We start from the raw sequence: 23,587 nt of genomic DNA on the forward strand, positions 1-23,587 counted from the left end.
TTTTTTTTGATTCTGAAAGGATTTTTATATTGGATAATGTTAAATAAGAATACTAATTCAAACACTGAATTTAAAGAAATTAACTGCATTTTTTCCCTCACAAAAAATTAAATCCAAAACTGACACATAATGTTCAAATTTGCCATGTAGCTGCTGATATTCTGGATAACCTGAATAATCAAAATAATGAACTTTTATGCCCGCTTCAATAAATACTTGTTCATTCATATAGGACTTAGCGGCGGGGCCTGAATAATAATCTGTTCCATTTAAATTTAAACAAATATCTGCTAATCTTTCTGAACGTTCTTCTTTTAGTTTAAATTCAGAAGAAAATTTAATATTTGATTCTATTTTTAATATTTCGCAAATTGAAGAAATAAATCTAAAATTTATTTCTGTTAAATAAAGTGATGTGGAATTAAGGTACAATTCTTCAAAAAAATCTTTAAAATCTATAAAATTTTTAGATTTAGAGTAATTGGCTTTAATACTATTCCAATGGTCTATATTCCATTTTTTATCTGAAATTTTAGTTTCATTTATTTTTTGAAAATATTTACCTTTCACTTCAACAGGAATTGTCAGCCATTTATTACCATTAGATGTTTTAATAATGTTTCTATTTCTCCAATCTCTTTTGGTAAACTGCATATCATCATATATAACAAATTCATCTGATAAAGCAATGGCATCAAAATAACCTTTCCAAGGGATATAGTTAGATTGTGTAATAACAATTTTCTTCATTTTAAGCTTCATTATTCTGGCTCCAAGACAACGAAGGCCTAATAAAACCATTTACTTTGCCTAAATAACCAGATTCTCTTTTAACATCTTTTACTTCAAATGTTAATAATTCCTCATCACTAAATAAGTCTTTCATTTCATTTGTGTGGAAGTAACAATAAATTTGATATACATCGTCGTTTAAAAAATTTGCCGGAATTCGACAACTAATATCAGTAAGTTCTCCAATCTTACAATCAAATTTACCTCCTGAACCAAATACAACATCGCCTTTTATAGTTAGCAAATCGTATCCTATAGAAATTCGTTGCTTATCGGTTTTATTTATGATTTTCATTCTAAAGTCGACTGCTGATGTCACATCAATAACCTGACTTTTATCCGAAGCGGATGCATTTTCGATTGCGGCATACAGAATTTTAATATTGTCGTTCCCTTTGGCTTTATCTGCATTATCAAAATTAATTATCCTTTCAGAAAAAGAATTACTTTGCAAATATTCAGATATTATTTGAGTTGGACTGCCATCTCCAAAAACACTTCCATTATTCATACTTATAACTCTAGTACAAAGTGTTTCTATTGCCGCCATGTTATGACTTACAAACAAAACTGTTCTTCCTTGACCTCTTGATATATCCTGCATTTTTCCAATTGCCTTTTTCTGAAATTCTGCATCGCCTACTGCCAATACTTCATCAATAACCAAAATCTCAGGCTCTAAAAATGCCGCAACAGCAAAAGCCAGTCGAACAGTCATTCCAGAGCTATATCTTTTTACAGGAGTGTCAATATAACGTTCACATCCGGAAAATTCAATAATTTCATCAAGCTTTGAAGATATTTCCTTTTTGGTCATTCCTAGAATGGCACCGTTTAAAAAGATATTTTCCCGACCAGTCATTTCACCATTAAAACCAGTTCCTACTTCCAATAAAGATGCTATTCTCCCACGAGACTTTATTATTCCGGTTGTTGGAGCCGTAACTTTTGAAAGTATTTTTAGAAGTGTCGACTTTCCAGCACCATTCTTACCAATTATACCCAAAACTTCCCCACGTTGAACTTCAAAATTAATATCCTGTAATGCCCACACATAATCAGAAGTTCCTTTAGTAGAGCGGTCATTTGTATCACCAATTTTTAAATACGGATTCTCTTTACCACGAATTTGATGCCACCAACGATTTAAATCATGGCTCAAAGTTCCGGTTCCTACTTGGCCTAAACGATATTGTTTAGAGATATTTTCGGCTTTTAAAATAATGTCTTTCAACTTAAAAATAGATTTGAGATAAAAAAAGTGATAGTTAAATTAGTTTTATACAGTATCGATGAAACTTTTTTCTGTTTTATTAAAAATTAATAGTCCTATAAAAAAAATAGTAATTGTTAATCCAATAGTATAAGTTAATCCTAAAATTGAAATTTCTCCAATATCTAAAAGCATATATCTCGATGTTTCAATGATATAGGCAAGTGGATTATATTCTACAATCCATCCGTAAGAAGGCAATTTACTTTTAACCAATTCCATTGGATACATAACTGCTGATAAATACATCAGTAATTGTATTCCAAATCCAATTAAATTATTTAAATCACGGTATTTAGTTACCATTGATGAAATTAACATTCCGAGTCCTAGTCCTAAAATCCCCATTATGATTATCAAGATGGGGAAAAATAACACAGATCCGTTCAAACTTAAATCATAACCGCTGAAATAATAAAAAATGTAGAATGCAATAAATATCAAAAATTGTATTCCAAACTTAATTAAGTTAGAAATTACAACTGCGAGAGGTGTAATGATTCTTGGAAAATAAACTTTTCCGAAGATACTTGCATTTGCCCTAAAAGTATCAGAAGTTCCAGTAAGACAAGCAGTAAAATAGTTCCAAACTGTAATACCAGCCAAATTAAAAAGAAAAGGTGGAACAGTACCTGTTTTAATTCCAGCAACATTATTAAATATTATAGTAAAAGTTACAGAAGTAAATAATGGCTGTATTAAGTACCAAAGTGGTCCTAAAATCGTTTGCTTATATACTGTAATTACGTCCCTTTTTACAAATAACATTAACAGATCTCTATACTGCCAAATCTCTTTGAGATTAAGTGATAAAAATTTATTTTTTGGTCTTATTTCGAATAGCCAGTCACTCGAGGTATTTGTATTGTTCATTAAAATTTTTATAAATGTATTTTTATAAATCTAAAAGACTGAAAAACAACCTAAAATCAGAAATTAACAGGATTTTTACCCTCTTACTAAATTCCTAAAATGCAAAAAGGCGTTTTATAAAAAAAACACCTTTTAGTCAATAATAAGTTTTTATGTCACTTTAAAAATCTATTTGTCTAAAATTTCAAAAGCAGAATTCATACTTTTAAATTCAGGCACTATTTTCTTCATTTTTGCGACAATATCATCATTTTCATAAAAGTCTGCAATTCCAATTAACTCATCAATATCAATATGTAAATCTTCATATTCATCTTGAATTTCCTGAGCAATCATAATTTTATTATGATAAGTAGGTAACGTTTTAGAAGTATCATTTAGCAATTCTTCGTATAATTTTTCACCAGGTCTCAAACCTACAATCTTTATTTTAATCTCCTTGTCTGGAATAAACCCAGCAAGTTTGATCATTTTCTTAGCCAAATCAATTATTCTAACTGGTTTACCCATATCAAAAATATAGATTTCACCACCATTACCCATTGCTCCAGCTTCTAATACCAATTGACAGGCTTCCGGGATAGTCATAAAGTACCTAATGATATCCTGATGCGTAATTGTAACTGGTCCGCCTTCTGCAATTTGTTTGGTAAACAAAGGTACTACAGATCCATTCGAACCTAAAACATTTCCGAAACGAGTTGTAATGAATTTCGTTACACCTGGAATATTTTCCTTTTGATTTTTCAAAGATAAAGACTGCACGTATTTTTCAGCTATCCTTTTACTGGCTCCCATAACATTACTTGGGTTCACAGCTTTATCAGTTGATACCATTACAAATTTTTTGACATGGTATTTACAAGATAAATCGGCTAGATTTTTTGTTCCTTTAATATTTGTTAAAATAGCCTGTGAAGGATTTTCTTCCATTAATGGAACATGCTTGTAAGCTGCTGCGTGATAAACAACATGCGGATTATAATTTTTAAAAACTTTTTCTAAAGCTTTTTTACTTTTAACATCGGCAATTACAGCTACAATTTTAGCTGTACAATTCATACTAAGAGTTTCCAGACATAAATTATGTAATGGAGTTTCGGCATGATCTAAAATAATAACCGTTTTTGGATTAAAACCAAGAACCTGTCTTACTATTTCACTTCCAATGGAACCAGCAGCACCTGTAATGAGGACTGTTTTATCTTTTAACTGCTTCGAAATAGATTTACTATCTAAAACGATAGGTTTTCTTTCTAATAAATCTTCAATCTGTATATTCTTTACTTTTTGAGAAATCTCTTTTTGATTCTCCCAATCTGAAATTAAAGGAACTGTATAAACTCTATAATTAAATTCAAGACATTGATCAACGATGATTAATTGTTCATCTTTTGTCAAACTCTTGTCAGCAATAATAACACCTTCTGCGGCAACTGAACGCATTAAAGCAGGAAGTTTTTTTCGCAAAATCAAAATTGGCAAATCTAACATACGCTTAGATGCATTTTGATTATTTTTATCTACAAAACCAACAATTTTAAAACGAGATGGAGTTTCAAATTTTAAAGCATTTGCAACAGAAATTGCATTTGCATCTGTTCCGTAAATTACAGTACGAATTAATTTTGAGTTGGTTTTTTCTGAAAAATACATTTCAAAAGTCTGCTTTACAATCACTCGATATAGGAACAAACCACAAAATGACAAAACAAGATTAATAAAAAGCGCAGTGTTTAAAAATGCTTTATGCCCAGTATATAATTCAAAAACTAAATTAAAAAACAAGAAAAAAACTAAAACTGACATTTGAGAAAACAGCAGTTTTATAGCATCAATATAAGATGAATGCCTAATAATTCCTGAATAGGTTCTAAATAGCCAAAAGAAAAATATGTTTACAAAAAGTAAACTTGCCACGTAATAGAATTGATGCGAAGTAACAATATATCCTAATGCTGTCCCTTCGAAAAGCATATAGGTGAAAGTAAATGAAAAAATTAAAACCATCACGTCAATTGCCACAATGATCCATCTAGGCAAATAACTAAGGTTATTAATATTTGCCCTTAAATTCCTTGGCGACAAGGAATTATATAATAGAGACGATATTTTGGTTTGATTATCTGTATCCAATTTGGTTTGATTTAGTTTTGTAAACTTAGTCTGTCTTACAAAAATACAAATTAAAGGTTTAAAAATTTATTTCATATGAAAATTAAACTTTGGATCCTTTTCTCTTTTGTTTTAAAAATTCTATTAAATATGTCCCATAACCAGATTTAACTAAAGGTAATGCCAAATTTTCCAATTGTTCATCATTAATAAATCCTTGTCTCCAAGCTATTTCTTCAATACAACCTACTTTTAAACCCTGCCTTTCTTCTAGAACCTGGACAAACTGGCCCGCTTGCATTAAACTATTAAAAGTCCCTGTGTCTAACCATGCTGTACCTCTGCTTAGAATTCCAACTTTTAAAATTTTTCTTTCTAAATATACCTTATTGACATCAGTAATTTCATATTCCCCACGAGAACTAGGTTTAATATTTTTTGCAATTTCAACAACGGAGTTATCATAAAAATATAATCCCGGTACTGCAAAATTAGATTTTGGTTCTTCAGGCTTTTCTTCAATAGAAATTGCATTTAGGTTATCATCAAATTCAACAACACCATAACGTTCCGGATCAGAAACATGGTAAGCAAAAACTACACCTCCATTTGGCTTTGTATTAGCTTTTAATAATTCTCGCATATTAGACCCAAAAAAAATGTTATCTCCAAGTATTAATGCAACATCATCATTACCAATAAATTCCTCACCTATTACGAATGCTTGTGCTAAACCATTTGGAATTGCCTGCTCCGCATAACTAAATTTACAACCTAAAGAAGATCCGTCTCCTAATAATTTTTTAAAATTAGGTAAGTCATGTGGAGTAGAGATAATTAATATTTCATTGATACCTGCCATCATTAAGGTTGATAACGGATAATAAATCATTGGTTTATCATAAACTGGCATCATTTGTTTACTCATTGCCAAAGTTAACGGATGTAATCTCGTACCAGAACCTCCGGCTAAAATAATTCCTTTCATAAATCTTAATTTTAGATCTTAGATTTAAATTTCTTAAACAAATATGTCTGAAATTTAAATTCGGAGATTTTTATATAAACATATTTTTTAAACTTTTCTTATAGTCAGGTATATCTAAATTATAAGATATTTTTATTTTTTTCTTATCTAACAATGAAAATTCAGGACGCTTTGCCGGAGTTGGATAGGAAGCTGATGGTATACCGCCAACTTTGCAATTATATCTTCCTAATTCTTTTATAGAAAGTGCAAATTCATACCAGCTAATTTCTCCCTCGTTTGAATAATTATAAATACCTGGAATCCATTTAGAAAATTTCAGAATCTCAATCATTGCCTGAGCCAAATCTGCGGCATATGTGGGCGATCCAATCTGATCATTTACTACATTAATTTCATCTCGCTCCTGCATCAATCGCTGCATTGTTTTGACAAAATTGTTTCCAAATTTGCTATAAACCCAAGAGGTTCTAATAATAATTGAATTTGGATTTTCTTTCAAACAAGCTAATTCACCCGCCAATTTACTTTCTCCATATACATTTATCGGATTTGTATCAGCATTTTCATTTAAAGCAACGGAAGAAGATCCATCAAACACATAATCTGTAGAGACATGAATTAGTTTTATATTATTTTCAAATGAATAATTAGCGATTATTGCTACAGCAAGATGATTGATTGTAAACGCAAGTTCTTTTTCAGTTTCAGCTTTATCAACTGCTGTATAAGCTCCACAATTAAATATAATATCAGGTTTAATTTCTTCTAACTGAACTTTCAATAACTCTAGATTATCCAAAGTTATTTTTGTTCTGTCTGCAAAAATCCATTCAAATTCAGGATACGATTTTGACAAAACTGCAAGCTCAGAACCGAGCTGCCCATTTGCTCCTGTAACAAGTATTTTTCTCATTAAAACAAACTATTACAATTCTCAATAAATGGAAGAACCTGATCTTTTTCTGAAACGATTGCATCATTTAAATCCAAACCCCAATCAATATTTAAAGAAGGATCATCATATTTAATTCCGCCTTCTGAAGCTTTATTATAAAACTGATCGCATTTGTACATAACAGATGCCGTTTCGCTGATAACCGAAAATCCATGAGCGAAACCTTGTGGAACTAATAATTGCTTTTTATTCTCAGCAGATAATAAAACACTAAATGATTTCCCATAAGTAGGAGAATCTTTTCTCAAATCAACTGCAACATCAATAATTTCTCCTTCTAAAACACGCACTAATTTCGTTTGTGCAAATGGCGGATTTTGATAATGTAAACCTCTCAGTGTACCTTTTTTAGAAAAAGACTGATTGTCCTGAACAAATTCTATATTAATACCTAAATCTTCAAATTTAGTTTTACTATATGACTCAAAAAAATAGCCTCTTTCATCACCAAAAACTGTTGGCTCAACAATAACTAAATCTTTTATAAATGTTTCTTCAATCTTCATGTTTAATTTCGCTCCTAATTTTATTATACAAAGAAGTTTTCCACTACTTGTTTTATTCTTTTTTTATCCTCTAAAGATAGATTTCCCGATGGAAGACATAAACCTTTTTCAAATAAACTCTCAGCAATATTTTTACCATAATAGGGATATTCTTCAAAAATAGGCTGTAAGTGCATTGGCTTCCAAAGCGGGCGACATTCGATATTTTCGTTTTCAAATGCCATTATTAATTTTTCCCTGTTTATATCTTTTTCATTATGATAATCAACTAAAATTGTTGTCAGCCAACAATTCGAAAAAAAATCCTGATTCGAATTTTCAAAAACAGTAACTTCTTTAATGTTTTTAAAACTTTCTTTATAAAAAGAATTTATTTCCCTTCTTTCTTGGATATTCTTTTCTAAAATCTCCATCTGACCAAGACCGATTCCTGCGCAGACATTACTCATTCTATAATTATAGCCAATCTCACTATGCTGATAATGAACTGCTTTGTCTTTGGACTGAGTTGCAAAAAATAATGCTTTTTCTTTAACAGATTTAGAATTTGATATTAATGCCCCTCCACTTGAAGTCGTTATTATTTTATTTCCGTTAAAAGACAAAATTCCTATTGTACCAAATGCACCGCAGTTTTTACCTTTATAACAACTTCCTAATGCTTCTGCACTATCTTCTATTATTGGAATGTCATATTTATCTGCAACAGCATGCACTTCCTCAATTTTATATGGATTTCCGTAAAGATGTACTGCAATTATTGCTTTCGGCTTTTTACCTTTTTTAATCCTATCCTCTATTGCTATTTCTAAAAATTCTGGGCAAATATTCCAAGTTTCTTTTTCGCTGTCTACAAAAACTGGTACAGCTCCTTGGTATAAAATTGGATTTGCTGAAGCTGAAAAAGTCATACTTTGACAAATAACCTCATCTCCAGCTTTAATTCCCAATACAACTAAAGCCAAATGAATGGCAGATGTTCCCGAATTTAACGCTGTAATAAATGATTTCTCTCCAAAATACATCTCTAAAGTATCCTCAAACTCCTTTACATTTGGACCTCCTGAAGTAATCCAGTTGGTTTCAAATGCACGTTGAATGTAATCCTGTTCAGAGCCACTTTGTCTGGGTAATGAAAGATAAATTCTCTTATTATCCATTTAATTTCCAATAATTGCTTTCATATCGCACATCATCTTCACTAACCTTTGTAAGTGGTAATGTTGAAAACGAAATTAACTTTGAATTTGATTCTAAAGATTCTATTGCATTTGCATATCCTGCTGGAATATGAACAATTTTACTGTCTGATTCCGAAACCAAGATAGTTTCAATAGGCAAATTTTTTGAAGGGCTTTCCCAATTATCGATTTTTACAAAATGAATTTTGAAAGAACCTGTCAAACAATAAAAATTTTTTTCATCTAATTTATGACCCTGCCAAGCCCTAATCGGATTTTCATCAGAATTACTTATGATATAAAATCTCTCAATATCTTTAAATACAAAATCATTTACATAAGAAATACTTCCTCTATGATCCGAAAAACTTCCGCCTTGAATTACTTTCGGATTCATGCTTTTGCTTTTACATTATATTTACTCAACAAGTAAAATTTTGATGAGTAAATCATTATCAATGGAACAATCACAATAACAAACAAAACTATATCATTCACTTTTTGATAAAGGAATATCACCAAAAAAGAAATTCCTATCTGAACCAAAGCATAGTACAACGAAACAAGCCTGTGTTGTATTTTATACTCATTACTTAAAATCTGGTAAAGGTGTAAACGGTGCGCTTCGAAAATATTTTGTTTTAGATATAAACGATGCAAAATAGTACAAACAGCATCAGCTCCGTAAACTGCTAAAAATAAAAGCCAGATTAAAGAATTTGTATTCAAAATAAGTTTTAAAACCAAATAAATAATCCAAAACGCAATAGCAATACTTCCTACATCTCCCGCAAAACATTTTGCTTTTTTTCTGTAATTGAAAAACAAAAATACTAAGCTTGCTATTATGGCATACTTTATAAAGGACCCGTCTGTAAAAAGTTGGATTCTTGTATTTACATACAATAAAGATCCCATTACTACAATTGTATACAAGCCAGTAATACCATTAATTCCGTCCATGAAATTATAGGCATTAATTAGACCAATAGCCAAGATATATGCAATAATCACACTCCACACTGGAACTAAAGTAAATAAACTTAAATCATAAAAAATTAAAGTTATTGCGATGAAATGAATTGAGATTCTGATTTTATTTGATAAGCTCTGAATATCATCCCAAAAACTCACCAAGCTAACCAAAGTAATTCCCGTAAAGAAAAAATAATTAATTTGGATATGCTGAATAAAATAAAGCAAGGCCGAAAACCAAAAAATGATTCCCCCTCCGCGTAGCGTAATCTCTGTATGTGAACTTCTTAGATTTGGTTTATCAATGATATTGAATCTATCAGCTACTTGGAAATAAAGTAACATTAAGATCATTAAAAATATTCCTAATATAGTGTATTGCATTATTTATTTACGAAGCTTTTAATTGTTCTTTCTAACCCTTCTTTGGCAGTATTAGGTAGTTTATCAATCCCTATTGCATCTTTAATTTTTTGATTAGAAACCCTATAATTTTCTGTCAACTTTTGAACAGTCTCAGAATTCAAAGGAAATTTAATTAAATCGCCAACTTTTGCAATGCCATTAATAATTCCTTTGGGAATCGGAATTGATCGATCTCTCTTATTTAAGACAGTAGAAATAATCCTTACCAGTTCATTTGTTGACAATACTTCATCATCAGCAAAATTATAGACTCCAGAAGGAATTTCTTTATTTTCAAGAATTCCTTTAATTAAAAAATTAAGATTATCTATACCTAAAAATGATCTTTCATTATGAAATGATCCTAAAGGATATGGAATTCCTTTTTTAACTAGATTAAAAAGTAGATTTAAATTTCCTTTATTTCCAGGGCCATGAATCATACACGGTCTTATTATAAAAACTCTTTTCCCTTCCGGAATTTCTTTTGACAAAATATATTTTTCTGCAGACCATTTAGATTGTCCATATGGCGTTTCAGGATTGGCATGAACATCTTCAAATAAAACTTCTTCAACCTTATCAGCAACAGCTTTTACACTACTGAAATAAATGAAAACTTTAATTCTACTTCCCAAAAATGCATCAAATAAATCTTTCGTTAAATTTGTATTTATTTCAAAATAGTCTGATACAACACTTGTTTTTTTTGAGTCGTGAGCTTTACCCGCTAAATGGATAATTGCATCACCCTTAATTTCAGATTTCCAATTTAAATTTCTTAGTGAAACAGATGTTATTGAAAAATATAAATTTGATAAATAAGACGATAAATTTTGCCCAACAAAACCTGAAGTTCCTGTTATTATTATTTTGTTCATTTTACATTATAAAATTTCATTCAATTTTTAAAATCATTAACAAGCTTTAATTGTTCTTGAACAAAAAAAGAACGAGAATATATTTCTCTATCTAATAAAGAATTAGAAAAAAAACGCTTACGGGTTTCAGGTTGTAAACTTAAAAACTCTATTTTTTCGACAATTTCATTAATGTCTTTTTCCTTAGAAATCGATTTAATTAAATACCCATTGTAGTTATCTTTCACAACATCTGAATTTCCTCGTTCATCTAATGTTACAACTGGTATTCTCATTGCCAATGCTTCTACTATGCAAACGGGCAAACCTTCTTTTTTACTAGGAAATAAAAATACATCTGTAATGGATAAATATTTATCTACCTCGGATGTATAACCAATATTAATAATGTTTTCATTTCTCAATAAATCTATTTCATTTGTATCCTTAAGTCCCGTTGAATGTATAGGATCACGGCCACCTATTAACAGTAATACGAATTTTCCAGGAAATTTTTCTTGTAATTTAACAAAACTATAATAAACTAAATCAAATCCTTTAAACTCAACAAATCTACCAGTATAAGTAATTACAAATTTATCCTCGATTCTTAAATTTTGTTTTAATTTTAATTGATCAGTTTTAGTAAATTTATTCGGATCAAATTTATTAATATCACATCCAACACCACAAGAATTATACTTAAATGTTTTTCTATTAAAAAGTTTGCTTACAAATCTATAGTCTTCATTATTTATAAGAAATATTTTATCTAATCTAAAAAAACAAAATACTTCAACAACTGAAAACATTATTTTTCTAATACCGTTGCTGGCATTCATTCCCAATCCGTGGAAAGTTCCCCAATATTCTATACCTCTTTTTTTAAAAAAAACTGTTGGAAAGATACCCGTAGTGAAATGAGCGTAAATTAATTTTGGTTGTACTTTGTTAACTATTTGCCTTATTGACAAAGCGCTTTTTATCAATTTTATAATAGATGTAGATCTTGGTATTTCAACATTGTGGAAGTTTAAGTTGTATTTTTTATAATCAAATTTATCAATAATATTAATAACATTTGAGCTTGAGCAAATAATATGAACTTCATTTTCAGTACTTAGACTTACTGCAAGTTCCGCTAAAAAATTATTAAAGCTACCGTAATCGGTTATAATAATTAGAATTTTCATCTGTTTATTTTATTACTGGACCATTTTTTTTGCATAACACTACCAATTCAACTTATTTATAAAACTTCTTCTCTTTATCAATAGCACTCTTCTAGCATATTTTAAGCAATAAAAATTAAAAATTAAAACATATTCAAACAAGTCAATTAATTTACATTTGTAAGCATACCTTAAATTTATAAATTCACCTTTTTGCATTTCCCAAAGATTGCTAGATAGTCCACGCTCTTCAAAAAATGTTTTACCGCCACCCGTAATTACAAGACTCTCATTTAATAGATAACACTGTTTGCTAATTGCAATTTTTATAAAATAATTTGCATCTTCGCTAAAATTTTGATATTCATCAAAAAAGCCAACATCATTCAAAATATTTTTCTTAAAAATTACAGTTGGAGTAATAAAAAACATTTTATAAAGTAAATTTTTTGCAGAAATCTTAGTTACCAATTGAAAGTGTATGTTCAAAAACTTCTTAAAATGTTCTCCATTTCTATTTGCTCCCAAAAAGTCAATAGTAGGATTATCTAATAAAATTTCAATTTGTCGTTCTAATTTATTTGGCAACCATTCGTCATCACTATCCAAAAGAGCTATATAATCTCCTTTTGCATGTTTCATTCCTTCATTCCTAGTCTTTGAAACACCTTGATTTAACTGACTAATATATTTAATATTAAGATGATCATTTCTTTCTATGTATTCTGATATAATTAGCTGAGAATCATCCTTACTTCCATCATTTACAATTATTACTTCAAACTCTTTATAACTTTGATTTTTTACAGATTCTAGAGTTGCTAAAATAGTATTCGAAGCATTATAAACTGGAATAATAATACTAACTAGAGGCTTGTACACTATTGTCATAATTTTTATTAGTTAGTAAAATTTAGAATTTATATAAAATTATTCTCATTGCATTATCTGAAATAAATTTTCACAGTAAATTTCCCAAGTACATTTTTCATCGACCCTCTTTCTTGCTCGTAGTCCTTCATTTTTTAATATCGATCTATCATTTAATAAAGAGCTTATCAAATCATACAAATCTGATTCATTATCTTGTTCTATTAACCAACCGCCATTATTCTGTTCAACAGCATCCGAAATACCTCCTGTTGTCGTACCAATAACAGGTATTCCGCAAGATTGAGCTTCTAAAAAAACTAATCCAAATCCTTCTACGTTAATATCTTTATGATTTTCTCTAGTACATAAGACAAATAAGTCATTAGAATTATAAAAATTAGGTAAATCCTCATCTTTTATAAAACCGTGAAAAGTAACTAAATTTGAAATCCCTAGATTATTTATTCTTTGAATTAATTTGCTCAAGTATCCTCCCGTACCAGCAATGTTCCAAATTATTTTACCATTATAATTTTCATTCAATTTTAACAGTGTCTTAGCAACAAAATCATGACCTTTAAATTCTTCAATTCTGGATACGGTACAGATTTTCAAAACTTCATTAGAGATTTCTACATTAGAAGGCTTAAAAAAATCATTATTAACACCTAAAGGCAACTCTTGACAATTTGCAGAATCAGAAATTTTATTCACTAATTTTTTAGTAAAATTGCTATTAGCTACTGTTAGTTTTACATTGTTTAAAATAAATTTTGCATAGAAAGGCAACCAAACATTTCTTCTAAAGGAAGAATTTCCACTAGTTAATTCTGCTCCATGTGCTAAAACAAATATATTTTTAAAGCCACTAACTTTACATAAAATAGCTTCAGGATGCCAAGTTCCACATATAATATCATAATTATCCTTGTTTTTTATTTTAGATAAATATTGTATCGCTTTTAACTCGCATAAAATACGTCTCTTAGGAAGTTTAATAACTTCCACTTCTTTCAAATTGTATGGAAGATTAACACCCTCTTTCTTTGGTGTCAAAACTTGGATTGACTTATAGTAAGGTTTCATTCCGACCGCAATCTCTTGGCAAAGTCTTGCTATTCCTCCATTAGAAGGTGGAAAATCGAATGAAAATATTATAAGTTTTTTTGAAGAGTTCATAAATGATAATAAATATTAATACTTTATAAATAAAATTAAAGGCCTTCTCTTGGAAAATACTCATTAATAAAAATGCCTTTATATGGTAAAAACAACATTGGAAATTCAGAAATGGATTGATAAAATATCAAACAGGCATATATCAATAAAATAAGTAAAATATAACTTCTTTCTTTTTTGTACTTAAATAACAATAACTGGCTTGCCAAAAGAAAACACTCCATCACATTAAAATAGAAACCTCCTCTACCTACCAAAATTATGAATGTATCTTTGAAAAGAAAATAGATACAAAGTCCAAATACATAACCATTAAATATTAGCCTATAAGACTGCCATTTTTTAACAAGGAAATCATAATTGACTAGAAACAAGACAAAGAACAGTAATCGTCTAATTAATCCTGTTAAACTCAAAGATGTTTCAGAAAGCTGATTCAATACATATCCTTCAGCTTTGTCTGAAGAAGCTCCTCCTAAAAAATTTGCAAAACTGGAGAAAGCATATGTAGGGATGCTTGATTTCCCTATTATAATTGCTAATACAAGCGCTCCAACAACAAAATACCTTTTAAAATCTCTATTTAAAAAATAATATATAAGAAAAAATAGTGCGGAAGTATGAAACAAAAATGCTAAGAAAACGTATAAAAAAAATAGTCTGTTTTTATCTTCTAAAATAAATTTTAATGAATAAAGACAAATAGCCAAAGCTAAACTGTCTATTAGAACCTAATATTCCCATAGTCGATGTATAATATATAAACATCGAAATTACAGGATAAGGACTTAATAGTTTATTAGCCTTAAATACTAAAAAATAATAAATTAAGGCATGAATAATTAAAAAAAAAGTATAACTATCTGTAAACGACCTTATAACATAGACAAAATATCCATATCCAATTTCGAAACCTAATAAAACGTCTAAAAAGATTTTCTCGTATGCTCCTGCGGCTAAAAAATGCGTATAATAAGGAACCCAGTCAGTTCCTGTTTCCCACCTAAATCCAACTTGAAATATTAAAAAAATAAAAATTATGGAATACAATATTTTCTTATTGTAATCAGTCAAATCTATTCTTACTTCAAAATAAGCAAATATACTAAACAATAAAAAAGTACATATATATATAGCCAAAACAAGTTGTTAAGAGATTTTAAATTTGTAAGAATTAGAAAAAGTAAATATCATATAGTAAACTATAATATTTTTTAGTTTGCATCATCAACAAAATCATTAACTAAAAATTTAGCTCTTGAAATATAATTGTCATCCAAATCAATTGCTTCTCTAAATTTATTTGCACTACTTAGTGCTTCATCGTAATTTTTTAAAATAAAATTTGCAATTTCTACTAATTCTTGCAAACTTCTGTAGTAATAAACATGTTCTTTATCTACAAATTTATTTTTAAATTCTGGAACAACAGTTGAAATTTGAGGAATTGACGAAAGAGCAATTTCAAAAAATCTTAAATTTGAAGATGGATAGTTTAAGTGATCAATTGCATTTAACGCAATCTTACTTTTTGCAGTATAATTTAAAAACTCATTTAACTCTACCATTTTGCTCACAATCTCAAGATTCTTTTTATTATGAAATGGTAATTTTTCCCATCCAAGACCAACAATTAAAAATTTGCTGTTTGTGAAATTCTTCATCAACTCATTCACAGCCTCGTAACGCTCTGGCCTATAAGCACCTACAAAAGAAAAATCGTATTCAGTTTCTTTATGCGAATTTGCAACATAATTTTGAGTTAGAAGTGTATCGCCTGCAAAAGGCAACCACTTTGCGCCTACACCATGACTTGCAAAAATCTCGACGTTTTTTTCAGAATGTGTATAAATATTATGATAATATTTTAAATTTGAAAAAACACCGTTAGACATATTGACTATTGAATCTGGCCAATAAAAGGAAACATTATTACAAAAAATTTTAAAGTATTCAATTGTCCCAGGATATATTAACACACTTGTAAATACAATAATAGCATGAGGCCTTTCTGTAAATATCTTTTTCGATATAGCATGATTTCCGCGTATAGTTGAAGGTAAAATATCTATATAAAGCCCAACTCGTTTTAAAATTTTAATAGGTATAAAGGAGTTACACAGATTTTTAAAATCAACTATTTCTACCTCAAAGTTACATTTTTCTAATGCCGATTTGTAACTTCTTTCCATTCCAAATTTACTATCGGATCCAATAATAATTATTTTCTTCATTTTCAAATTTTAAAATACTTTATAGTAAAATTAGATTTTCAATATAAAATATTAGTATTAAATTAAAAATTACTAAGGTAATTTTTAATTATTTTAAATATTTCTGTATGAAATCCTGTTTTAATAATAGTTCAACTAACTCTTCAGTATTTAGAATTTTTGTATTACTAGAGTCGAATGGTAGTACAGATGAATTTCCTAGGAAATTATTACTGTTAGAATAATTTAAATCTCTTAAATCTGGCTGTACTCTAAAATAATTATCGTGACTTGATGATCTGGTAGCTTCTTCTGAAGATAATAAAGTTTCGTGAAGTTTTTCACTATGTCTAAAACCTATAGTCTTTATTCTAGCTTTTTTATTAAATATTACCTCTAATGCGCTAATTAAACATTCTATTGAAGCGCTGGGGGCTTTTTGAACAAATAGTTCACCTTGAGTACCATGTTCTAAAGCATATAAAACTAGATTTACTGATTCTTGTAATGACATCATAAATCTTGTCATATTCATATCAGTAACCGTCAATTCATCATCATTTAAAAGTAACTTAATGAATAACGGTATTACTGATCCTCGGGATCCCATTACATTACCATATCTTGTGACATTGTAAATAGTCTTCACAGTACTTTTGTGATTTAAACCATATGTAAAAGTTAACTTTTCCATCATAGCTTTTGACATACCCATTGCGTTTATCGGCTGTACTGCTTTATCTGTACTTAGCATTACAACTTTTTTTACGTCGCCTAATCTTGCTACCTCTAATACATTATTAGACCCAACAATGTTTGTTTTTACAGCTTCGAAAGGGAAAAACTCACATGAAGGTACATATTTTAAAGCTGCTGCATGAAAAACATAATCCGAATTTTCAAATGAACCAAATAATGAATCTCGATCTTTAATATCACCTATAATAAATTCAACTTTATCACTTGGAAATTTTTTCCTTAAAGTATCTTGTTTCGTTTCATCTCTTGAAACAATCTTTATTTTTTTAACCTCACTGTTGCTTAAAAAATCTAACAATGTAGATCCAAATGATCCTGTTCCCCCAGTTATGGTAATTGTTTTATCTTTTAGAAAGTTTGTATTCATATTTTATTTAAATAAAAGTTATATGTAGTAAATAAATTATTTAGAAATTTATCTTTGTTATTTTCAGAAAAATTAAATTCAATTTTTTTTATAGTTTCAAATAAATCGTTAACTGTGATTTCCACAGTTTCAGAAAACACTTCAATCATTTCAAATCCTTTGTTAGTCCTATTTACTATTTTACTGTTAATTGTGTGCAGTAAATCATCGACATACAATAATTGTAGAACTTTGTCTCCATCAACAATATTGCTTTTTAACTTATTGACTATATTATTGCAGAAAGTAGCCACAACTGAAACATAATTAGGCTTCATTCCTGGTCCAAATATGCTTGGAATTCTTAAACATAAAAAATAGTTCTTTTCTTTGAATACTAATTCATTCAATAAAAACTCATTATATCTTTTACTGACTCCATAAATGCTATCTGATGAATAATGAATTGATGAAAAATAGATATACATCTTATTTTCAAATTCATTTATGAAAGAAAAGATTCGCTGAGAATGGTAAATATTATATAAAAAGAAATCGTTTTCACAGTTAGATCTAGAAACACCTGAAGCGTTTACGATAACATCTGCACTACTTATTTTATTTTTCAATGCCACATCCTCATCGTCAATTTTCGCAACTTCTATTTGATGACTCTGAGATAGAAAAGAGATTAAATTTTTTCCAATAAAACCTGTTGCTCCAAATACTAAAATATTCATACTTTTTTATAATTAATATTTTTTTGCTACTTCTTTAAAATATTTTAAATTTTCACTCATTGTATACTTTAAATTTAAAAAGTTTAAACTCAAAAAGAGAAAATCAGATATAACATATTTATAAAAATTCTTTAAATCATTTTTCTTCAAATACACTACTCTACTTTGGTGCGTTATAATTCTTTTTCTGTTAGAATAATTCTCTATTACTTTACCGCTTACTTCTTCAAGGTGAATAATTTTTGTATTCGTAAAGACATACTGTCTGTAACCTAAATTAGAAATTCGTTTCTGTAAATCCGATTCTTCATAGTACATAAAAAAATCTTCAGAAAAACCATTCATTTTATCAAAAAGTTCTTTTCTTATAAACATATCTGCGCCTATCACATAGTCAATCTCAAAATATTCTTTTTCAAAATCATATGTTTTAGCAATTGGATCTAAGAGAAAAGATCTTAAAAAGGGGATTTTTCTCCAATTTTTTCTATTTTCTTTATCACAAGTTGGGAAACTATTTCCAAAGCCATTATGTTCAAGTTTCTCGTCAACTAATAAAGTACCTAAAACTCCAATATTTAATTTTTTTTCATTTTCAGTGAAAAATGAAATGAATTTTTGGATTGAATTTTCAATTAATATAGTATCAGAATTCAACAGAAACAAAAAATCTCCTTTTGCGTATTTAGCACCCAAATTATTAGCTCTTCCAAACCCAACATTTTCTTTAGAAGAAATTACTTTAACCGTTGGGAAGTTTGTTTTTATATATTCTCGTGACCCATCAGACGAAGCATTGTCAACAACAATAACTTCAAATTCAACTAGTTGAGTATGTTCAAATATAGATTGAATACAATTGAATGTTATCTCTCTAGTATTATAGTTTACTATGATTATAGAAACCATTAAATATCTTTTTTAATTAAATTAATTATATATTGGTCTAGGGGAGTATAAAATAATTCAACATTTTTAAGTATCGCTTCTAAACCAATCTTTTCCAAATCAATTGCAACTCTTTCTTGTATTAAATTTTCTGATATTCTCCATTTTATAAATTTAGCAGGATTTCCACCCACAATTGAAAATGGCATAACATCTTTGGTTACAACACTTCCTGCTGCAATTATAGAGCCTTTCCCTAATGTTACACCAGACAGAACAAGTACATTATTGCCAATCCACACTTCATCCTCGACTTTAATTGGTCCCTTAGTTCCCGCATCATCTTCTGAAAAATCTTCTAAAAAATGCGCTTTTAATGGATAAGTTGTAAATGTATTTATCTTATGATTTCCCCCCAATATAAACACAACATTAGAAGCAATGCTTACAAAGTTACCGATAGATAACTGCTCACTCTTATTCTCAAACGATTCAGTAATAATTTCACCGTAAGAGTGCTTTCCAACAGTTATTATTTTAGAATTTTTAACATTTAGCGAAATGGTCGTAGAATTATGTTTATTATTTAATCTCCATTCTACCATTTGCATTCTTCTTTTCAAATTCCAGATAAATTCTACTCGAAGAAGATTTATTAATTTTAAGTACTTAATCATATTTTTTAACGTAAGTTGCTTTAAACTATAGTAATCTAATTAGTGAGACAAATAAAGATTAGCTTTATTTTATATTATAATTCAAACAATTTTAGTTTAGCTCTCGTAAAATAATTTCATTCAGGTTGCCACAAATTTTCTTCCAATAAAAATTATCATATGCGTAATCCTGTATTTTTTCGCAGTTGTACTCAAGTTTTGCCGAATTATTCGCCATTTCTGTAATTTGTATAGTTAGAGAATCGTAATTACCTACCTTGAATAATACTCCTAATTCCCCATCAGAAGTAACATCAATTGCGGATGAAAAATTAGGACAAATTAAAGTACAACCAGATTTTATAGCTTCTAAAAAAACAAGAGGAAAAGCTTCCATAGGAGAAGTCAATGCAAATATTTTTGCTTTATCATATTTTGCTTGCAATAAGCCTCTATCGGTAATATTACCAGTAAATATAACTCTAGAAATTAAATCTGGATTTTCCTTAAAATAATGATTGATGTACTGATTAAATCCATTATCAATAGGTCCTACTAATTCTAGTTTCCAGTCTTCATTCTCTTTTGCAAAATCTTTAAATGAATTTAATAAAACTTCATTATTTTTTTCTTTACTGCCAATTCTGCCAACCGTTAAAATTATATTTTCCTTGGAACTAAATTTGACTTTGTTTTTAGAATTATAATATCCATTTGGAATATAATTTAATTTCCCATTAAATAAATTTTTAGAATTTAAATATTTATATAATGTCTTGGTTTCGACGCTTAAAATATTGATCTTTTTCAAAATATAAATTAATTTTTTACTTAATCCAGCATTTTTTATAGAATCATTAGCATCAAACTTTAAGTATGTAACATTCTTAGAAAATGTAATAAGTTTTAAAAATTTAAAAAACAATAAATATATTATACTCTCTTTCGAAATATGATAGCATTGGACAATATCATATTTTCTAAAATTTAATAATATATACCAGCATACATCAATTATTTCATTATTAAATTTCCTAGTAATAAAAAGGTGTTTTAATCCTTTAACATCAGTTTCTACATATGGATAACGTCCATTTTCAAAGCTAATAAGAGAGGAATCGTAACCATATTCTTTATGGAGCACATAAGGAATCATTCCGACATCTTTTATTAAATGAACATTGGAAGTCTTAGGGAAGATCGTTAAGAATTTAAGCATTTATTCTTTAATTTTGAATAATATTTATAAATTATTTCTTTTTCCTCTAAATTAAAAACATAAGCAAATATTGTTATAATTACACCAGTTAATACTGATATATTGAAAATTTGTACGTAAGGATTAATATTTCCATTAAAGTATTTGCTAACAAAAAATATTGTTACAGTGCTAATGATTAATATGAACATGTATTTACAAAATGATCTAATAATTTTTTTAGTTTTGTAAGGAAAATACAATGACATGACTATTCCTGCAATTATATGAGAAATAAAAAGGGATATTGGAAATATATAAATCCCCACAGTTGAAATAAATACTAAGTTTATTACAATAGAGATAATTTGTGCAAATACACCTAAAAAAGCATATTTTTTACTACGATTTGAGGATAAAAGAGCCATTCCAAAAATTACATAAATAAAAACAGCAAGTATACTCCAACTATAATAGATTGTTAATTCACTAATTTGAAACAGCATATTACTCGGAATTTTTCCTTTATTAAAAAAAATATAAACAATAGACATTGAGCATGAAGTAAATATTGGAATTACAAAAGATAATAACAGTAGACCTAATTGTAGTATTTCCATAAAATTTGATGTAAATTCTCTAGGTTTTTTATCAATATATTTTGAAGATAATACAGGAACCAACATTGTTACCAAAACACTAGTTAATACACTTGTGAAAATATCTGTAAATTTTCGCGAATAATCAAGTACAGATACATATCCAATTCCTAAAGTACTAACTAATGTTTTTTCTAAAACAGCAGATATTTGACCGAAAGAATAAGGTAAGAAAAAAGGAAGTGCAAAAATAATAAAGATTTTAAAATCTTTAACTTTTATAACTGAATATGAAAAAATTAAAATATTTAATTTTTTTATTTGGAAGAGTAATAAAATAAGTAAAAGTATTGCTCCAATGTAATATGATAAAACCAAAGAATATATCCCGATATAAGGAGCTAGAAAAACAAGTAAAACTAAATTTATAATTGAAGTAATAAATCCCGTTATTTCTGGCACAAAAAAAGATTCATATGCATTTAATAAACTTGTAGCTATCGCTGAAAGTTGTGTAATCAACAATATCGGCGCAGCTATTATAATCATTTTTATTAACCTCTCATAATGCATTCCCGAATATGTTGGAGCAATAATATTCGCTAAAAACTGAGGATAAACAAAAATGAAGCATACTAATCCGATAGATATTAGTACAGTAAAAAAAAGCATTGATTTTGTTTTCCTTAACGCCTCAATTTCTCCGCTTTCACCGCGCAAAAAAATGAATTTGGATCTAAAAGTTTCATTTATTGGTCCCCAAATTGCCATGTCCAAAAATAAAACAACAGATAAAGCTAATAACCATACATCTTTATCCAAACTTACACCAAAATATTTTGCTGTAAGTGATAAATTTAGAACTCCAACTAATAATTTTACAATTCTTATTAGAAATAGTAAACTTGTATTCCTTTTCAAAATATCTAACTTTATTTTATCACTGTTAAAAAGAAATAATTAAACCATCTCGTTAAGAATTCTTCGAATTACAAGAAAAAAAACGGTTAAAAAACCTGCCAAAATACCTCCCAATATAATGCCCTTTAATTTTCCGAACTTTTCTTTAGCTAATGGCAAAATTGGTCTATCAACTACCTGAATTAATGGAGTTTCTTTTCGTAAAGTAACCTTTGCAAGTTCGGCTTGCTTAACTAATTCTGTTAAGATTGCAGTATTAGCTTGAACATCAACCTGTCTTCTGGCCGATGGTGTTCTACGTACATTCAGTGCTGGATTTAGATTAAAAGTGTTATCATTAGCGATTGCAACTCCAGTAATCGCACCATTAAGTTCCCTACGTATTGAATCAACTTGATGTTCTAAAATATCCATATTTATTCTAGCTTTTTTACTTTTAGTAGTTACATAGAATTTCCCCACTTCTTTAGCTAATGCTTCACAAAAAACTTTGGAAAATAACTCGTTTTCAGACGCGACATCAACACTAATAATTGATGCTTTTTTATCTTTTTGTAAAACTGATAAACTTGATTTAGATAGTTGATTATAGATACTGCCTAATATACTATCTTGTATTCTTGTAAAGTTTTTACGATTAGCATTTGGCAAAAACTGAATTTCATTTAGTGATGGATTATTAGACCAATATTCTCTCCATTTATTGTTTTTAATATACATCTCAGCTATTGAAATTTCTTTTCCATCTAATCTAACTGGAGATAGTAGGGTTTTCTCAACCATTACTCTTGATTTAAATAATTCAGTCAAATTAGAGCCAGTAAATATACCACCGCCACTTCCACCTAAATCTAAACCAAAAGAACTTGCTAAACCTAAGGCGCTTCCTAAACCACCTCCTCCAGATTTCTCATCCTCTAATGCAAAAGACAATGTTGCAGTATAAATAGGCTTTTTTAAAAATGAATATGTAAGTCCTAATCCTCCACCTATCATTCCAGACAAAATAATTATCTTCCATTTGGAAAGCAAAAACCCAGACCATTCTCTAATTTTTTGAATTAATTCTTTAAACGAAATTCCATCGTTTTCTTTAATACTTTTTTCCATTAAATAG

Annotated in this window: 22 protein-coding genes and 1 pseudogene; all 23 read right to left on the reverse strand. The window is 28.6% G+C overall.

The window, feature by feature from the left end; translation table 11 throughout:
- Nucleotides 1-57: 57 nt before the first annotated feature.
- Nucleotides 58-750, reverse strand: coding sequence for a WbqC family protein (locus BKM63_RS02975; protein ID WP_071635565.1), 693 nt, complete (start codon nucleotides 748-750; stop codon nucleotides 58-60).
- Nucleotide 751: 1 nt separating this feature from the next.
- A complete protein-coding gene (locus tag BKM63_RS02980; RefSeq protein WP_071635191.1) occupies nucleotides 752-2,026 on the reverse strand; it encodes an ABC transporter ATP-binding protein in 1,275 nt (424 codons plus the stop codon).
- Between the two features lie 45 nt (nucleotides 2,027-2,071).
- Nucleotides 2,072-2,938, reverse strand: coding sequence for an ABC transporter permease (locus tag BKM63_RS02985; protein WP_071635192.1), 867 nt, complete (start codon nucleotides 2,936-2,938; stop codon nucleotides 2,072-2,074).
- A gap of 168 nt (nucleotides 2,939-3,106) precedes the next feature.
- Nucleotides 3,107-5,074 carry a polysaccharide biosynthesis protein gene (locus BKM63_RS02990; RefSeq protein WP_071635193.1) on the reverse strand — a complete coding sequence of 656 codons (1,968 nt, stop codon included), beginning with the start codon at nucleotides 5,072-5,074 and terminating at the stop codon, nucleotides 3,107-3,109.
- Between the two features lie 82 nt (nucleotides 5,075-5,156).
- Complete coding sequence (rfbA, locus tag BKM63_RS02995) at nucleotides 5,157-6,041, reverse strand: glucose-1-phosphate thymidylyltransferase RfbA (RefSeq protein ID WP_071635194.1); 885 nt, start codon at nucleotides 6,039-6,041, stop codon at nucleotides 5,157-5,159.
- 70 nt (nucleotides 6,042-6,111) lie between these two features.
- The gene (gene rfbD, locus BKM63_RS03000; protein WP_071635195.1) at nucleotides 6,112-6,957 is read right to left on the reverse strand and encodes a dTDP-4-dehydrorhamnose reductase; all 846 of its coding nucleotides are present in this window, start codon (nucleotides 6,955-6,957) and stop codon (nucleotides 6,112-6,114) included.
- Nucleotides 6,957-7,505: a dTDP-4-dehydrorhamnose 3,5-epimerase gene (gene rfbC, locus BKM63_RS03005; protein ID WP_071635196.1), complete on the reverse strand. Its 549-nt coding sequence runs from the start codon at nucleotides 7,503-7,505 to the stop codon at nucleotides 6,957-6,959. The genes rfbD and rfbC overlap by 1 nt, the downstream gene beginning before the upstream one ends.
- A 23-nt stretch (nucleotides 7,506-7,528) precedes the next feature.
- A complete protein-coding gene (locus tag BKM63_RS03010) occupies nucleotides 7,529-8,665 on the reverse strand; it encodes a DegT/DnrJ/EryC1/StrS family aminotransferase (protein ID WP_071635197.1) in 1,137 nt (378 codons plus the stop codon).
- Nucleotides 8,658-9,083: a WxcM-like domain-containing protein gene (locus BKM63_RS03015; protein ID WP_071635198.1), complete on the reverse strand. Its 426-nt coding sequence runs from the start codon at nucleotides 9,081-9,083 to the stop codon at nucleotides 8,658-8,660. Before BKM63_RS03015 ends, BKM63_RS03010 begins: the two co-directional genes overlap by 8 nt.
- The gene (locus BKM63_RS03020; RefSeq protein ID WP_071635199.1) at nucleotides 9,080-10,045 is read right to left on the reverse strand and encodes an MraY family glycosyltransferase; all 966 of its coding nucleotides are present in this window, start codon (nucleotides 10,043-10,045) and stop codon (nucleotides 9,080-9,082) included. Before BKM63_RS03020 ends, BKM63_RS03015 begins: the two co-directional genes overlap by 4 nt.
- Nucleotides 10,045-10,947 (reverse strand): NAD-dependent epimerase/dehydratase family protein, encoded by a 903-nt coding sequence (locus BKM63_RS03025; protein ID WP_071635200.1) that lies wholly within the window; start codon nucleotides 10,945-10,947, stop codon nucleotides 10,045-10,047. The genes BKM63_RS03020 and BKM63_RS03025 overlap by 1 nt, the downstream gene beginning before the upstream one ends.
- A 20-nt stretch (nucleotides 10,948-10,967) precedes the next feature.
- The gene (locus tag BKM63_RS03030) at nucleotides 10,968-12,119 is read right to left on the reverse strand and encodes a glycosyltransferase (protein WP_071635201.1); all 1,152 of its coding nucleotides are present in this window, start codon (nucleotides 12,117-12,119) and stop codon (nucleotides 10,968-10,970) included.
- A gap of 39 nt (nucleotides 12,120-12,158) precedes the next feature.
- Complete coding sequence (locus BKM63_RS03035) at nucleotides 12,159-12,989, reverse strand: glycosyltransferase family 2 protein (protein ID WP_071635202.1); 831 nt, start codon at nucleotides 12,987-12,989, stop codon at nucleotides 12,159-12,161.
- Nucleotides 12,990-13,034: 45 nt separating this feature from the next.
- Nucleotides 13,035-14,150 (reverse strand): glycosyltransferase family 4 protein, encoded by a 1,116-nt coding sequence (locus BKM63_RS03040; RefSeq protein ID WP_071635203.1) that lies wholly within the window; start codon nucleotides 14,148-14,150, stop codon nucleotides 13,035-13,037.
- Between the two features lie 35 nt (nucleotides 14,151-14,185).
- Nucleotides 14,186-15,290 (reverse strand): annotated as a pseudogene (locus BKM63_RS24100) (EpsG family protein).
- Between the two features lie 74 nt (nucleotides 15,291-15,364).
- The gene (locus tag BKM63_RS03055) at nucleotides 15,365-16,384 is read right to left on the reverse strand and encodes a glycosyltransferase (RefSeq protein WP_071635206.1); all 1,020 of its coding nucleotides are present in this window, start codon (nucleotides 16,382-16,384) and stop codon (nucleotides 15,365-15,367) included.
- A gap of 88 nt (nucleotides 16,385-16,472) precedes the next feature.
- Nucleotides 16,473-17,489 carry a polysaccharide biosynthesis protein gene (locus BKM63_RS03060; protein ID WP_071635207.1) on the reverse strand — a complete coding sequence of 339 codons (1,017 nt, stop codon included), beginning with the start codon at nucleotides 17,487-17,489 and terminating at the stop codon, nucleotides 16,473-16,475.
- The gene (locus tag BKM63_RS03065) at nucleotides 17,486-18,208 is read right to left on the reverse strand and encodes an NAD-dependent epimerase/dehydratase family protein (protein ID WP_071635208.1); all 723 of its coding nucleotides are present in this window, start codon (nucleotides 18,206-18,208) and stop codon (nucleotides 17,486-17,488) included. The genes BKM63_RS03060 and BKM63_RS03065 overlap by 4 nt, the downstream gene beginning before the upstream one ends.
- Before the next feature lie 12 nt (nucleotides 18,209-18,220).
- On the reverse strand, nucleotides 18,221-19,117 hold the full coding sequence (locus BKM63_RS03070; RefSeq protein WP_071635209.1) for a glycosyltransferase family 2 protein: 897 nt from the start codon (nucleotides 19,115-19,117) through the stop codon (nucleotides 18,221-18,223).
- Complete coding sequence (locus tag BKM63_RS03075) at nucleotides 19,117-19,773, reverse strand: CatB-related O-acetyltransferase (RefSeq protein ID WP_083572171.1); 657 nt, start codon at nucleotides 19,771-19,773, stop codon at nucleotides 19,117-19,119. The genes BKM63_RS03070 and BKM63_RS03075 overlap by 1 nt, the downstream gene beginning before the upstream one ends.
- Nucleotides 19,774-19,864: 91 nt before the next feature.
- Nucleotides 19,865-20,971 carry a glycosyltransferase family 4 protein gene (locus tag BKM63_RS03080; RefSeq protein WP_071635210.1) on the reverse strand — a complete coding sequence of 369 codons (1,107 nt, stop codon included), beginning with the start codon at nucleotides 20,969-20,971 and terminating at the stop codon, nucleotides 19,865-19,867.
- A complete protein-coding gene (locus tag BKM63_RS03085) occupies nucleotides 20,956-22,470 on the reverse strand; it encodes a lipid II flippase MurJ (RefSeq protein ID WP_071635211.1) in 1,515 nt (504 codons plus the stop codon). Before BKM63_RS03085 ends, BKM63_RS03080 begins: the two co-directional genes overlap by 16 nt.
- A 39-nt stretch (nucleotides 22,471-22,509) precedes the next feature.
- Entirely contained in the window at nucleotides 22,510-23,580 is a 1,071-nt protein-coding gene (locus tag BKM63_RS03090; RefSeq protein WP_071635212.1) for a lipopolysaccharide biosynthesis protein, read from the reverse strand.
- Between the last annotated feature and the right edge of the window lie 7 nt (nucleotides 23,581-23,587).

Origin of the sequence: Flavobacterium johnsoniae, assembly GCF_001879205.1 — a bacterium.
In the GTDB taxonomy this organism is placed as follows: Bacteria; Bacteroidota; Bacteroidia; order Flavobacteriales; family Flavobacteriaceae; genus Flavobacterium; species Flavobacterium johnsoniae_A.

Coding starts and splice junctions, on each gene's coding strand:
- BKM63_RS03090 (WP_071635212.1), bottom strand. CDS start 23,580: ATGGAAAAAAGTATTAAAGAAAACGATGGAATTTCGTTTAAAGAATTA.
- BKM63_RS02985 (WP_071635192.1), bottom strand. CDS start 2,938: ATGAACAATACAAATACCTCGAGTGACTGGCTATTCGAAATAAGACCA.
- BKM63_RS03030 (WP_071635201.1), bottom strand. CDS start 12,119: ATGAAAATTCTAATTATTATAACCGATTACGGTAGCTTTAATAATTTT.
- BKM63_RS03025 (WP_071635200.1), bottom strand. CDS start 10,947: ATGAACAAAATAATAATAACAGGAACTTCAGGTTTTGTTGGGCAAAAT.
- rfbD (WP_071635195.1), bottom strand. CDS start 6,957: ATGAGAAAAATACTTGTTACAGGAGCAAATGGGCAGCTCGGTTCTGAG.
- rfbA (WP_071635194.1), bottom strand. CDS start 6,041: ATGAAAGGAATTATTTTAGCCGGAGGTTCTGGTACGAGATTACATCCG.
- BKM63_RS03070 (WP_071635209.1), bottom strand. CDS start 19,117: ATGGTTTCTATAATCATAGTAAACTATAATACTAGAGAGATAACATTC.
- BKM63_RS03010 (WP_071635197.1), bottom strand. CDS start 8,665: ATGGATAATAAGAGAATTTATCTTTCATTACCCAGACAAAGTGGCTCT.
- BKM63_RS03075 (WP_083572171.1), bottom strand. CDS start 19,773: ATGATTAAGTACTTAAAATTAATAAATCTTCTTCGAGTAGAATTTATC.
- rfbC (WP_071635196.1), bottom strand. CDS start 7,505: ATGAAGATTGAAGAAACATTTATAAAAGATTTAGTTATTGTTGAGCCA.
- BKM63_RS03065 (WP_071635208.1), bottom strand. CDS start 18,208: ATGAATATTTTAGTATTTGGAGCAACAGGTTTTATTGGAAAAAATTTA.
- BKM63_RS03055 (WP_071635206.1), bottom strand. CDS start 16,384: ATGAAGAAAATAATTATTATTGGATCCGATAGTAAATTTGGAATGGAA.
- BKM63_RS03040 (WP_071635203.1), bottom strand. CDS start 14,150: ATGAACTCTTCAAAAAAACTTATAATATTTTCATTCGATTTTCCACCT.
- BKM63_RS03080 (WP_071635210.1), bottom strand. CDS start 20,971: ATGCTTAAATTCTTAACGATCTTCCCTAAGACTTCCAATGTTCATTTA.
- BKM63_RS03015 (WP_071635198.1), bottom strand. CDS start 9,083: ATGAATCCGAAAGTAATTCAAGGCGGAAGTTTTTCGGATCATAGAGGA.
- BKM63_RS02975 (WP_071635565.1), bottom strand. CDS start 750: ATGAAGAAAATTGTTATTACACAATCTAACTATATCCCTTGGAAAGGT.
- BKM63_RS03060 (WP_071635207.1), bottom strand. CDS start 17,489: ATGAATACAAACTTTCTAAAAGATAAAACAATTACCATAACTGGGGGA.
- BKM63_RS03035 (WP_071635202.1), bottom strand. CDS start 12,989: ATGACAATAGTGTACAAGCCTCTAGTTAGTATTATTATTCCAGTTTAT.
- BKM63_RS03020 (WP_071635199.1), bottom strand. CDS start 10,045: ATGCAATACACTATATTAGGAATATTTTTAATGATCTTAATGTTACTT.